The sequence below is a fragment of the Ectopseudomonas oleovorans genome, assembly GCF_003052605.1.
GTDB classification, from domain to species: Bacteria; Pseudomonadota; Gammaproteobacteria; order Pseudomonadales; family Pseudomonadaceae; genus Aquipseudomonas; species Aquipseudomonas oleovorans_A.
This window is the reverse complement of the sequence record NZ_QASO01000078.1, coordinates 50,915-64,260: the sequence shown is the minus strand read 5'-3', so window position 1 is coordinate 64,260 and position 13,346 is coordinate 50,915. Positions and strand designations below refer to the sequence as shown.

Sequence of the window (13,346 nt, the reverse complement as noted above, 5' to 3'; positions counted from 1 at the left end):
CCCGCATGGTGGCGCTAAAGCTCACCGGCTGAAAGCCGGTGGTTTTAACCTTTCGATGGAAAATAAAAGCCGACTGTACGAGCGAGTCATCCCAAGGGAGGTATTTGAGCCCAAGCCATATCAAGCCGAAGAGGGCCAGCATGGCAACCAGAAACGCCGGCAAGGGCATCGACCAGGCTCGCCACAACTGACTCGCGTATTCTCTCCAGCCTTTCCATTGCTCCTCTGTGCGGGTCACGTTTCGGAAGAGTTTGTCGTGTAGTGCCTGTTCATCTCCCCCTAACTCGAGGAATACGTGCCGAAGAAGAGCACGCTTGATGTCCTGGTCTTTGCCCCCGAAGCGCCAAGCGTTAAATGTGATGCTCTTGAATCGATCCTTTCTAGGCACGCCACTTGATGAGGCTGACGCATCGTCTTCCAAACCTCGGGTGTACAGCTCCTTGATTGAGCTTTTACCGGTACCCCATCCGCCTAACAAACCGATGCTGAATGGAGGGGCATGGCGGCCAGACTCGATGAGGCTTCGCAAGGCTTGAGAAAAATGCCGGTGGCCAAATGCATCCTGCTTTTCGCTGGCAATTTGCCGATCAAGTACCGCCGGCATCGACCCACGTGCTTCATGCATATGTAAAGCTCCCTAATTTATGGGTGGCCGGCCTTAGGCCAGCATTGCTGCGAGCCTACTGGATGAAGGATTCGATTTCTAGGCAGTCCAAAACCCCACTTTGAACACTTCACAGTGTGGCGTTAGGTTCTTTGGTCTGCCCCGGAACTGGTGGACAGGTAGTTAAGAGCTACTGTCACTAACGGCTTACCGGAAGGCTTTTCACCGAATGTGCCCGCTGTTCGTCCAGAGTGTTGTAGTACGTATTTTGGGTGGTGCTGAGACTATTGTGACGAAGGTCAGCCTGGAGGTCCTTCATGTCACGATACGGTGCATCAAAGGTTGCGGAGGTGTGACGTAACCAGTGTAGTGAGGCCGAGCGCAGTTGGTCTATTTCGTCGTTGCTCCAGCCTTCCTCGGCCATACGCACCATCGCGCGGTCAAATAGCTCTTGCAGCATCAGGCGGATATGGCGATCAGAAAGCCCGCCGCGTCCCTTTAGGGTGCTGATCAGCGGTGTTTTCTCGTGGGCGGAAGGGAGGGGAGAGAGCTGCAGATGCTGGCGATAGCGTACGAGGTAGTTCTGGATATAGTCATCGCGGATGCTGATCTTGGCGGCCTTGTTGCCTTTGCCCACCACATGAAACCACCAGTTGCCCATGCTATCGCGGCGGATGTCGCCCATAGTGGGCGTCCAGTTGTCACGCCCGACCAAATCGGAGACGCGTAAGTACATAGAGAACAGGGTCGCAACGATGAACAGCGTGCGTTCGTATGTCGGGTCGGCCACGGCCATTTGCTCGGCAGTCTCAATCACGTAGCTCCACTGCAACGGTGTCAGGGAACGGGACGCCACATCCAAGGTATTGCGTTGTTTGTAGATGGATTTCTGTTTTACCGCTCGGAAGGGGTTCACCTCGGTGAGACCCTCATCAATGGCGTACTGGAAGAAGCTGCCGCAGACTGCGAATACCTGAGCCACCGAGCCTTGGGACATGCGGTAGGGACGGGAGGGAAGGGCGGCAACGGCCTCTTCGGCAATCTTGCGTTCGCGCTTGGCCACGGTGTGACTGAAAGGTCGCCATTGCAAATTGACGGTGTAGGTGTCCGTGTCGAGCTTCTTACGACCGCCCACACGCAGGAAGCGGGACTTTACGACCGGACCTATCCAGTCGGCGGGAGGGTTGAGGCAGAACTCCATGAAGGCCTCGGCGTCCCGGCGACGCAGTTCGACAAGGGGCTTGCCAGCCACCAGCAGGGACCAGAGCAGCAGCCGCTCGATGTGGGTTCGATAGGAGTTGAACGTGGCTTCGTTGCCGGCGTAGGACTTCAGAAACCCCCGAACGGCGCGATAGCCTTCGACGGCTTGGAGCTCATCGGTACAACCTTGGAGGAAGTTCCGAACCGCTGGAAGCTCGCCATTGAGGTGAAAAAAGTTAAGTTCGTGGAAGCGATCAAAGGTCTCGAAAAGCGGCTGGGGATGCGGCGACATGAAGTGGCTCAACCTGGGCTAGATCGGTGCTTTAGCGGTAGTATAGAGCAATATCCGGGTCTGGTGATTATCGGATATTGCAACGCCCAGCCTGGTCAATCGAGTTGAGTCTCTTAAAATCTGTAAACCTCATGATGCTTACTGAAAACATATGCAAAAACAAGCGGTTAGGATTTTGATCCGATCTTTAAAAGCGGAGAAATGAAACGTGCCTGGGTTAATACCGGGAGCGTCCGCCGTTCCTCTTGGCCGGCCTTGGGCTGACTGAGCGTAGAGATGTACTCGTTGGGCTAGCCCGCAGAGCTCTGAGAATGGAAATGGCATGGGGTGCAGTCGCGGCTGTGGCGCCTGGACGAACCGCACAGCAGGCTCGCGTCGACTAGGTTAAGGCCGTGCCCCAATTCCAGCGTTTGAAAGAGTGCATGACGTTGGAGACTTCGCCATTACCCAGACGTGAGGCGATTTCCACCAGGGCAGGCCGCCGGTGGCCCGCAGCTTTTCGGCCAGGGGCTGGCGCACCTCATCCATAAGCAACCGGAATCAGCTATCGCTTCTATCGGTATGCTGCGGGTGGCGCAGCAGCCATATACGTCGCGCCGTAGCTCCAGAGCGTGGATGCTTTACAGACATGGTGAGGAACCTTGGACCTCGGAAAGAGGCATCAGCCAGTTCCAAATATTGAAAAGCAATCTGCGTCACCTCAGCGCGAGCGGCGGGCTACCTGATCCTTATGGCCTTGATTTTCAAGAGTCTCCACTTTAAAAGACAGATTTCCAGTCTTTCAAAGTCACCCACAGCGATTCTCGCGGCCATTGCCCTAGGCTTTTTCATCCTGGGCTTCGCATAATATATATTATGTTAAATTACATATAGGTGAGATGGACCTCTCACCTGGAGATCCGCTTTCAACGATCCCAGGTCAATCGCTTCTCAGGTCTAATTCCCTAAGGCCTTCAGAACAGATGGCCCGCCCTCATCAGGCATCAAAAAATGTATGCCTGATGAAGTAACGATGAGCCAAAGGAGCGATTACAGGTGGTAATCGCCCGCAGCTTCCGGTTGATAAAGCACTTTACTGATCTCGATCCGGAGAGTCCGATCGGAAATCCGCCAGTCGATGGCGTCTCCCTCCTGGTAGCCGAGAATGGCCGCGCCGATATCGGAACACACCGAATATTTGCCGGCGCAGCTGTCGGCGTCTTCGGGATAGACCAAGGCCACTTCGATCTCTTCGTCGTCCAGTTGCAGCAAGGCCTTGGAGTTCATCGTGACGACATTGCGTGCCACTTCCTCTGGCTTGACGACAACGGCACGCTCGAGCTCATGTTCGAGCTCGACAATGGCCGGCCCCTCCTCGAGTGCGATTAGGTTCTCGAGCCTGGCCTTGTCGATTTCAGTGATTTGGATTCCTGTAACGTCGGTACCGGCACTTTCGCGCAGGAGCTGGCGATAACTCCCCGCCGTCATGGAAAACGATTTCAATGTTGGCGTTTCGTTCTCGAGCATAAAGCCGCTGCGCACAAAAGCTTTCAGCGAGCGCACGTTGTCCGGGTGGATCTTGGCGATAAGCTTCTCGGCGCGCATGTCGAGAAAGGCCAGTTTCATGCCTTCGCGGATCGTGCGGGCGCCGAGATTTCGGCCCCATTTGTCGCTGTCTCCGATGGCCAGGACGATCTCGCACTCCAGGCCGGTCTTGATCAGACGGACAAAGCCCACCGGCTCGTCATGCCGGTCATAGGCCATGAAGAAACGACCGCCCCGGTTGAACAGATGGGTCAGGATCGGCAACTGCGTCCGATCGATGACTTCCGCGATGGAACGGGAAACATGACGCGAGTCGCTCAGATAGCAGGTGACGCGCTCATCCTGCAACCACTCCATCAGCGTCAGCGCATGTGCCCGAGTAATTTCAGGGCACAGCGAAATGAAAGGCTTGTTCATCTTCACCACACACTTATTTGTAAAGAATGAAAGCCCTTCATGGCTATGGCCATGACGGTTCTTTCGGCGACCGGTTACTTTAAGCCATAACGCGAGTAACGCCGAACCGTCTGCGCACTTTTCTCTTCAACAGCCTGCACAACGGGCTGAACCGCCCTCTCCTGCAGTTGCCGCTACAGCTGCGTGCGTATGACTCTTTCGAACTCAACACTGCGGCTGCTGTGCTCCTGCAGCTGCTGACGGAACTGTGGTGGCCCGCGAGGCGTTATTGCCTCTACATAAAATTTAGGCAGGCTCTGCCACGAGTCGTTCAGGCTTTTTTCATCAGCCGTTGACCACGCTGCCGCCGTTGACATGCAGCATCTGCCCGGTGACGTAAGAGGCATCGATGCTGGCCAGATAAACGAATGCCGGGGCAACCTCTGCAGGTTGTCCGGGGCGCCCCAGCGGCGTGTCGGCGCCGAACTCGGAGACCTTCTCGGCGCTGAAGGTGGACGGGATCAGCGGCGTCCAGATCGGCCCGGGTGCAACGCCATTGACGCGAATGCCACGTGGCGCCAGGTTGATCGACAGCGAGCGGGTGAACGAGGTGATCGCGCCCTTGGTCGAGGAATAGTCGAGCAGCATCGGGTTGCCCTTGTAGGCCGTCACCGAACTGGTATTGATGATGCTCGAGCCCGGCTGCAGATGCTCCAGCGCGACCTTGGTCAGGTGGAACATGGCGAAGATATTGGTGCGGAAGGTTTGCTCCCACTGCGCCTGGTCGAGGGCCTCAAGGTTATGCTCGGGATGCTGTTCGCCGGCGTTGTTGATGAGGATGTCGATACGTCCCCACTTGGCGATCACCGCGTCGACCACGCACTGGCAGAAGCCGCTGTCGCCCACGTCACCAGCAAGGGCGATAGCTTCGCCGCCGTGATGTTTCACCTCGTCGAGGGTTTGCTGCGCATCTTCATCCTCGTTCAGGTAAACCAATGCAACCTTGGCGCCTTCCAGGGCGTAGTGCACGGCGACAGCGCGACCAATACCGCTGTCGCCGCCTGTGATTATCGCCACCTTGCCGGTCAGTTTGCCGGCGGCGCGGTAATCATCGGCAAGGTAGATCGGCTCAGGGTGCATGGTGTGTTCGACACCAGGTTGCCGCTGCTGATGCTGAGGCGGCAGGGTCTTGTCGTTCATCCTTCACTCCTCCTTTCGCTGGTGTTCAGACGGCCTTCAGCTGCGGGCTCGCAGTCATCACCGGATGAGTCTTGTGGCGATTCTCGAAGCAGAAGTTGGTGGCCTGCACGTAGCCTTCGGCCGAACCGCAATCGAAGCGGCGACCCTTGAATTTGTAGGCCAGCACACAGCCCTGCTGGGCCTGCTTCATCAGCGCGTCGGTGATCTGGATCTCACCGCTCTTGCCCGGTTCGGTCTGCTCGATCAGTTCGAAGATATCCGGCGTGAGGATGTAGCGGCCGATGATCGCCAGGTTCGACGGCGCATCTTCGGGGTTGGTTTTCTCCACCATTCGCTCGATGCGGAAGATGTCGTCGCGCAGCGCTTCGCCGGCGATCACGCCGTAGCGCGAAACCTCATCCATCGGTACTTCCTGAGTGGCGACGATGGAGCAGCGGAACTGTTCGTAGAGCTTGACCATCTGGGCCAGCACGCCGTCGCCTTCCAGGTTCAGGCACAGGTCATCGGCCAGCACCACGGCGAACGCCTTGTCGCCGATCAACGGGCGACCGGTCAGAATGGCGTGGCCCAGGCCCTTCATCTCCACCTAGCGGGTGTAGGAGAAGGTGCATTGATCGATCAGATGACGAACACCGGCGCCGTTTCGCTGCTGCAATTTTGCGAAGTGCGACACCTCGACCTCAGCACGCGGATGCCGAGGTGCCGCAGCCAGCGACAAGCCGCCCTCTAGGCGAGATAACGGCTCACTTCGATCAGATTGCCGTCCGGGTCGCGAAAGTACACCGATTCGATAGGCCCCACCGCGCCGGTGCGCGCCACCGGCCCTCTTCCACCGTCACGCCCTGCTCGGCCAGATGAGCCATGACTCGCTCCAGCGGCCACAGGGTGATCAGGCACAGATCGATGGCGCCTGGTGTCGGCTTGATCGCCTTGGGTTCGAACTCACGCCCGGCCTGATGCAGATTGAATTTCTGCTGGCCGAATACCAGAGCACTGCGCCCGGCGCCGAAACGCTCGTGGCGCATGCCCAGCACGCGCTGGTAAAAGTCGACGGTGGTATCGATATCCGCCACCGTCAGTACCAGATGGTCCAGTCTCTCGATCATGCTCAATGCCTGTCCAGCAGATGAAAACGCGGCAACCCGAGGTGCCAGTGGATCGCCGCCAGGCGCGCTGCCAGCACTACGAACATTGCCGCTGCGGTATCCAGCCAGTGCGGCGTGCCCAGGGCACGCAGGCCGATAAAGGTCAGAGCGCCGGCGATGCAGGCCGTGGCGTAGATTTCCTTCTGGAAGATCAGCGGAATCTCGTTGCACAGCACGTCGCGAATCACCCCACCAACCACACCGGTCATCACCCCCATGATCACCGCGGTACTGATCGGCGTGCCGTGCTGCAGCGCCAGCTCGGTGCCATACACGGTGAACACGGCCAGGCCGAAGGCGTCGGCGATCAACAGACCTTTCTCGTGAATCGGCCGGGTCATACGCACCCAGGCCACCGTGCCCAGCGCCGCCAGGGAGGCGACCAGGATGTAGGTGTCATCGCGAATCCAGCTGACCGGGTGGTTGTCCAGAATCAGGTCGCGCAGCGTGCCGCCGCCCAGCGCGGTGACGATGGCCATCACCAGCACGCCGAACAGGTCCATGGACTTGCGCCCCGCCATCAGCGCCCCGGTGATGGCAAATACCGCCACGCCGAACAGGTCGGCGACATAGAAAAGCTTTTCCATGCTGTCCTCAGCGGCTGACCGGCGTACGCAGGGTGACGAACTCCTCGGCGGCGCTCGGGTGCACGCCGATGGTCTCATCGAAGATCTGCTTGGTCGCACCGGCTTTCAGCGCAACAGCCAGGCCCTGGACGATCTCTCCGGCATCCGGGCCGACCATATGGCAGCCGAGCACACGGTCGCTGTCGGCATCGACCACCAGCTTCATCAGCGTGCGTTCCGGGTTCTCGGTCAGCGTCAGCTTCATCGGGCGGAAGCGGCTCTCGAAGATCTTCACCTTGTGCCCGGCTGCGATGGCCTGCTCTTCACTCAGGCCAACGGTGCCGATGTTGGGCAGGCTGAACACGGCGGTAGGGATCATGCTGTAATCCAGCGGCCGGTATTCCTCGGGCTTGAACAATCGGCGCGCCACGGCCATGCCTTCGGCCAGCGCCACGGGCGTGAGCTGTACGCGGCCGATCACGTCGCCAAGGGCGAGAATCGACGGCGTGGAGGTCTGGAACAGGTCATCGACTTCGACATAGCCGCGCTTGTCCAGCTTGACCTCGACGTTTTCCAGGCCGAGGTTGTCCAGCATCGGCCGGCGGCCGGTGGCGTAGAACACGCAATCGGCCTCCAGTACGCGACCATCCTTGAGCGTCGCGGCCAGGCTGCCATCGGCCTGGCGCTCGATGCTGGCGATGTCGGCGTTGAACTGCAGATCCAGGCCCTTCTTGCTCAGCTCGTCGCGCAGGTGCTCGCGCACCGCACCATCGAAGCCACGCAGGAACAGGTCGCCGCGATACAGCAGCGAGGTAGTTGCACCCAGGCCATGGAAGATCGAAGCAAACTCCACGGCGATATAACCGCCGCCCACCACCAGTACGCGCTTGGGCAGTTGCTTGAGGAAGAAGGCTTCGTTGGAGCTGATGGCGTGTTCGCGACCGGGAATATCGGGAATCTGCGGCCAGCCGCCGGTGGCGATCAGGATGCGTTCAGTGCTGTGGCGTTGGCCGTTCACTTCGACGGTATGCGCATCGACGATGCGCGCATGCCCCTCGAATAGACTGACGCCGCTGTTGGTCAACAGATTGCGGTAGATGCCATTGAGGCGTTCGATCTCGCGGTTCTTGTTGGCGATCAGCGTCGCCCAGTCGAAATTCGCTTCGCCCAGCGACCAGCCGAAACCCGAGGCCTGCTCGAAGTCCTCGGCGAAATGCGCGCCGTACACCAGCAGTTTTTTCGGTACGCAGCCGACGTTGACGCAGGTGCCGCCCAGGTAGCGGCTCTCGGCGACCGCAACGCGCGCACCGAAACCTGCGGCGAAGCGCGCCGCACGCACGCCGCCGGAACCGGCGCCGATAACGAACAGGTCGAAGTCGTAACTCATGAGGTATCTCCTTGGCAGACGAGGAGCATACCGTAAAGGCCCGCGCTAAGCTATTAGGCAGAGGAGAACACCATGCGCCCTACCCTGACTCACCTGGCCCTGCACGTCCCCGATCTCGACGCCTGCATTGCCTTCTATCAGCGTTTCTGTGGCATGCAGGTGATCCACGAGCGCCCCGGCAAGGGCACACGCATCGTCTGGATGGCCGAGCCCGGCAAGGAGCACCAGTTCATCTTCGTGATCATGCCCGGCGGCCAAGACAGGAACCTGGCCGCCAATGACTACAGCCACTTCGGCTTCGCCCTGGGCAGCCGCGCAGAGGTCGATCGCATCGCCGCCATGGCCGAACAAGCGGGCTGCCTGATCTGGCCACCGCGCGACGAGCCCTACCCGGTCGGCTACTACTGCGGCCTACGCGACCCAGCCGGTAACTACGTCGAGTTCAGCTACGGCCAGCCGCTCGGGCCTGGCTCCGAGGAAATGCCCATCCCCTGAAATGCAAAACGCCACCCAAGGGTGGCGTCAGTTTGAGCATCAATGCACCGAGTCTGTAGGAGCGGCGCCCCGCCGCGAACCGGAACGACGAGGCATCGCAAAGCTTCGCCCCGGGGCGGAGCTCCTACGAAAGGCTGCTCTGATAAGCAGGCGTATCAGAACGCCTTGCCGGTCTTGTACAGGTTCTCGAAGCAGAAATTGGTCGCGTCGATGTAACCCTCGGCGCTACCGCAGTCGAAACGCTGGCCCTTGAACTTGTATGCCATCACACAGCCCTGCTGGGCCTGGCGCATCAGCGCATCGGTGATTTGGATTTCGCCACCCTTGCCCGGCGGCGTGCTGCGAATCAGATCGAAGATGTCCGGGGTGAGGATGTAGCGGCCGATGATCGCCAGGTTCGACGGCGCGTCCTCGGGCTTGGGCTTCTCCACCATGTTGCTGACACGGTAGATGTCATCGCGGATCATCTCACCGGCGATCACGCCATACTTGGACGTCTCGTCCTTCGGCACTTCCTGAATCGCCACGATGGAGCAGCGGAACTGGTTGTACAGCTTGACCATCTGCGCCAGCACGCTATCGCCTTCCAGGTTCAGGCACAGGTCGTCAGCCAGTACCACAGCGAACGGCTCGTCACCGATCAGCGGCTGACCGCAGAGGATGGCGTGGCCCAGGCCTTTCATTTCGACCTGACGGGTGTAGGAGAAGCTGCACTCGTCGATCAGACGACGGATGCCAACCAGGTACTTCTCCTTGTCGGTGCCCTTGATCTGGTGTTCGAGCTCGTAGCTCACATCGAAGTGGTCTTCCAGCGCGCGCTTGCCGCGCCCGGTGACGATGGAAATCTGGTTGAGGCCAGCCTCGAGTGCCTCTTCAACCCCATATTGAATCAGTGGCTTGTTCACCACCGGCAACATTTCCTTGGGCATTGCCTTGGTAGCAGGCAGGAAGCGCGTGCCGTAACCGGCAGCGGGGAACAGGCATTTCTTGATCATGGGACTCCCTAGTGGGGATGGTTGGAATGCGCGCTCAGTCTATCAAGCCGCGCTAGCCTTACAACTGCCGCTTGCAGGTCGACCGATGCCGCGATAAAGAAAACCCAGCTCCGCCAGCTGATCGGCGTCATAGATGTTGCGCCCGTCGAACAGCACCGGCATGCGCATCGCACCGCGAATACGCGGGAAGTCCGGCTGACGGAACTGCTTCCATTCCGTCACCAGCACCAACGCATCGGCACCCTGGGCGACAGCATAGGGGGATTCGCTCAGCACCAGTTGCCCCGCCTCCACCGCCGCCGCATAGCGTGCGGCAACAGCTGCCGTGGCAGCAGGGTCGCAGGCCTGCACCTTGGCGCCAGCGGTCAGCAGTGCGTCGAGCAGCACCAGACTGGGCGCTTCACGCAGATCGTCAGTACCGGGCTTGAAGGCCAGCCCCCAGAGCGCGATGACTCGCCTCTGCAAGTGGCCATTGAAATGCTCACGCAAAGCCTGGAACAGCAGCGTCTTCTGCAGTGCATTGCGTGCCTCGACCGCACGCAGGATGCCCGGCTCGATGCCCTCGTGCTCCGCCGTGCGGATCAGCGCTTTCACATCCTTGGGAAAGCACGAACCGCCGTAGCCACAGCCGGCATAGATGAAGTGCGTGCCGATGCGCCGGTCGCTACCGATGCCGCGACGTACCTCCTCGATATCCACACCAAGGCGCGCGCAGATGCCCGCCATCTCGTTGATAAAGGAAATCTTGGTCGCCAGAAAGGCATTAGCCGCGTACTTGCTGAACTCGGCGGCGCGCACGCCCATGCACAACAGGCGGTCGTGATTACGCAGGAACGGCGCATACAGCCGGCGCAGCAACTCACGCCCACGCTCGTCGTCACAGCCGACGATCACCCGATCAGGGCGCATGAAATCCTCGACTGCAGAACCTTCCTTGAGAAACTCCGGATTGCTCGCCACGGTAACCCGCGCCCGCTGCTCCCGACGCGCCAGACCGGCGTTGATGCGCTGCGCCACACGCTCAGCGGTGCCCACCGGAACTGTGGATTTGTCCACGATCAGGCACGCATGATCGAGCCGTTCACCCAGTTCGTCGGCAACCGCCAGCACATGGCTCAGATCGGCCGAACCGTCCTCGCCACTGGGCGTGCCCACCGCAATGAAAATCACCTCGGCGCGCCGGATACCGGACTTCAGCTGCGAAGTGAAACTTAGCTGCCCACCGGCCAACTGCGTTTTGAGCATCGCCTCCAGACCAGGTTCATAGATCGGCACCTCGCCTCGCGAAAGCATCGCGACGCGCTGCGGATCTCGCTCGACGCAGACCACCTGATTGCCCATCTCGGCAAAACAGGTGGCCGTCACCAAACCTACGTATCCCGCTCCAATCACGCATATCTGCATCGCAGCATCCTCCTGGCCGATGCGGCGATTGCAACCAATCGCGGTGGCAGCGATATGACGGAACGGCGAAGGAATGATGACAGACGTATAGCTGCACTCATCCAACCACCAAGGATGTGGAGTCCTTCGCATGACCGATCTGGCCCAACACCTCAAGGCCACCTTCCTTTCGTTGCTTCCTGCAGATGGAGCCACAAAAGGCAATGGGGCTCTTCGCCGTGAGATAGAAGAGCAGCTTTCCAAGGACGGGCTGTCGATCACTGAGGAGCAATACTGGCAGGTTCACGCAGAGCTGATCGCCAGCGGTGTGGTTGCAACAGGCAAAGGTCGTGGTGGATCGGTACGTCTTGTGGATGCACAGCCGGACTCCTTCGGGCTGGCTACTCAGGTCGTCGAAGCCGAGGAAATCGAACTGTTCTTCTTGCCGGCGCGTAATCAGGACGAACTGGAAAGGGGTGTTCGCTCGGTCATGAGACGATTGCAATTACACCCTGAAAGAATCCGTTCTTATTTCCGGCATCCACGTATCGCCTACGCAGCATGGCTTGGTGTATTTGATTGCCAGGTTAATAAGAATGACCATTGTCTTCTGACTGGGCCTGCATCTTGGCTCGCTCATCCATGCGCTGGACAATTTCTTCTTCGACTGCCTTCTGCTGCTCAGGTGGCAGCGCCTCGATCTCCTCTTCGGTCATGCCTATTTCCTTGAGGATACTGTCGCGCATCTTCTCGGCCGGTCATCGCCATATAGGCCTTGAAAGCCTCCAGCGCGGCGTTACCGCCCTCGTCGGCCAGTGGTGAACTGACGGATGTCTCGACCTTGCCGTCTGACGCGTTCTGCAGAGCGACGCGCAGACGCGCGAAGCCCTCTTCGGCCGCCTGCCTGGCGCGGAACTCGCGTTCGGACTCGGCGTTCGCCGTGCGTGTGGTCTTCTCGACATTGCGCGCCAACTGGGACAGCTCGCCCTGCTCTTCACTCTGTTTGTTGCGAAATCCCGTCAGGGATATGCCACCGTAACTGCCAATACCTCCAATCGTGCTCATGCCGTGCTCCTTGACTGAGCTGCAATTGCCAGGCGCACTGACTCAAAGCGCATGCCAATTCATGAGGCGCGCTTAACTAATTGAAAGTATTGAATTTTATAGTCAACTAGAAAGAAAGCAAGGCAACCCCTTGCCGTCAAGCGGCAAGGGGTTGCAGGGGCGGGCTCAGTGCTGCCCGCTCATTTGTCGAAAGGCATAGAGCAGTGCCTGGCTGAGATCGACCGAGGAGAACTTGGTCAGTACCGCATTGGCACCGACCGAACGCGCCTTCTCGGTATTCATGGTGCTGTCCAGCGAGGTGTGTAGCAGCACGTAGGTGTCGGCAATATCGGGGCTGCGACGAATTTCCTGAACCAGGCTATAGCCATCCAGCTCCGGCATCTCGATGTCCGAGACCAGCAGCTCGAATGGCATGCCAGCCTGATGGTATTCGTGCAGTTGCTGCAGGGCAGCCTGGGCACTGCGCACTGCGGTGCAATCGAGCCCCAGTTGGCGCAGTACGTTGAGAGTCTGTTGCAGCGCGACTTGCGAGTCGTCGACCAGCAACACGCGGCGACCTTGCAGCAAGCGGGCATCCTGGTCATCGAGCAGTTGTCCGACAGGGGCTTCCTCCAGCGCAGGCGCAATGTCGTGCAGCACCTTCTCGATATCAAGAACCTGCACGATGGCGCCATCGATCTGGGTCACACCGGTAATGAAGGCTCGCGCGCCGGAGCCAGCGGGTGGAGGACGCACATCGCGGGTGGAGCACTGCACGATACGCTCGACACTTTTCACGTGCAGCCCCTGGCGCGAGCGGCTCAACTCGGTGACGATCAGGCAACCATCGTCTTCGTCAGCCGCACCTCGTTCGCCGATGGCGCGCGCCAAGTCGATCACAGTCATCGCGGCGCTACGCAAGGTGGCGATGCCGCGCACGTTGGGGTGACGATTGGGCAGTTTGGTCAAGGCCGGACAGGGAATGATCTCATTGACCTTGAGCAGGTTGATCCCCAGCAGGCGGCCGCTATGCAAACGAAACAACAACAGCGATAGCGCGTCGCCGGTAACCAGACTCATGTACCTATCCTTAGAACGAACGTAGACCTAGGTTA

At 59.5% G+C, this 13,346-nt stretch carries 10 protein-coding genes and 4 pseudogenes; 2 read left to right on the top strand and 12 right to left on the bottom strand.

The features are described from left to right. The 8 genes and pseudogenes from DBO86_RS13445 to gorA all read right to left on the bottom strand — a co-directional run. Positions 1-625: P-loop NTPase fold protein (locus DBO86_RS13445; protein WP_244185554.1), on the bottom strand; the 625-nt coding region annotated here is incomplete at its 3' end. A gap of 178 nt (positions 626-803) precedes the next feature. Beyond that, a complete protein-coding gene (locus tag DBO86_RS13440) occupies positions 804-2,096 on the bottom strand; it encodes a tyrosine-type recombinase/integrase (protein WP_208630458.1) in 1,293 nt (430 codons plus the stop codon). A gap of 1,029 nt (positions 2,097-3,125) precedes the next feature. Beyond that, positions 3,126-4,090, bottom strand: a pseudogene (locus DBO86_RS13435) (bifunctional GNAT family N-acetyltransferase/nucleoside diphosphate kinase regulator). 271 nt (positions 4,091-4,361) lie between these two features. Further along, positions 4,362-5,216 (bottom strand): SDR family oxidoreductase, encoded by an 855-nt coding sequence (locus DBO86_RS13425; RefSeq protein ID WP_108233908.1) that lies wholly within the window; start codon positions 5,214-5,216, stop codon positions 4,362-4,364. A 25-nt stretch (positions 5,217-5,241) separates the two neighbouring features. Further along, a pseudogene (locus DBO86_RS13420) lies at positions 5,242-5,850 on the bottom strand (UTP--glucose-1-phosphate uridylyltransferase); the annotation flags it as partial. A 92-nt stretch (positions 5,851-5,942) separates the two neighbouring features. Continuing rightward, positions 5,943-6,322, bottom strand: a pseudogene (locus DBO86_RS13415) (VOC family protein). Between the two features lie 2 nt (positions 6,323-6,324). Further along, positions 6,325-6,948: a trimeric intracellular cation channel family protein gene (locus DBO86_RS13410; RefSeq protein ID WP_003460159.1), complete on the bottom strand. Its 624-nt coding sequence runs from the start codon at positions 6,946-6,948 to the stop codon at positions 6,325-6,327. A gap of 7 nt (positions 6,949-6,955) precedes the next feature. Further along, entirely contained in the window at positions 6,956-8,314 is a 1,359-nt protein-coding gene (gorA, locus tag DBO86_RS13405; RefSeq protein ID WP_108233907.1) for a glutathione-disulfide reductase, read from the bottom strand. Between the two features lie 72 nt (positions 8,315-8,386). Between gorA and DBO86_RS13400 the strand changes: the two genes are divergently transcribed. Beyond that, positions 8,387-8,809, top strand: coding sequence for a VOC family protein (locus tag DBO86_RS13400; RefSeq protein ID WP_003460167.1), 423 nt, complete (start codon positions 8,387-8,389; stop codon positions 8,807-8,809). Between the two features lie 155 nt (positions 8,810-8,964). Here DBO86_RS13400 and galU read toward each other — a convergent pair whose 3' ends face one another. After that, the gene (gene galU, locus DBO86_RS13395; protein WP_003460169.1) at positions 8,965-9,804 is read right to left on the bottom strand and encodes a UTP--glucose-1-phosphate uridylyltransferase GalU; all 840 of its coding nucleotides are present in this window, start codon (positions 9,802-9,804) and stop codon (positions 8,965-8,967) included. Between the two features lie 42 nt (positions 9,805-9,846). Further along, a complete protein-coding gene (locus tag DBO86_RS13390) occupies positions 9,847-11,208 on the bottom strand; it encodes a UDP-glucose dehydrogenase family protein (protein ID WP_108233906.1) in 1,362 nt (453 codons plus the stop codon). A gap of 421 nt (positions 11,209-11,629) precedes the next feature. Here DBO86_RS13390 and DBO86_RS13385 point away from each other — a divergent pair. Beyond that, a pseudogene (locus DBO86_RS13385) lies at positions 11,630-11,749 on the top strand (IS630-like element ISPa47 family transposase); the annotation flags it as partial. 119 nt (positions 11,750-11,868) lie between these two features. On the opposite strand, the gene DBO86_RS13380 reads toward DBO86_RS13385, so the two are convergent. Together DBO86_RS13380 and DBO86_RS13375 are read right to left on the bottom strand one after the other, a co-directional pair. Next, entirely contained in the window at positions 11,869-12,252 is a 384-nt protein-coding gene (locus DBO86_RS13380; RefSeq protein ID WP_208630455.1) for a hypothetical protein, read from the bottom strand. Positions 12,253-12,417: 165 nt separating this feature from the next. Further along, positions 12,418-13,311, bottom strand: a complete 894-nt coding sequence (locus DBO86_RS13375) for a chemotaxis protein CheV (RefSeq protein WP_108233905.1) — start codon at positions 13,309-13,311, stop codon at positions 12,418-12,420. Positions 13,312-13,346: the final 35 nt, after the last annotated feature.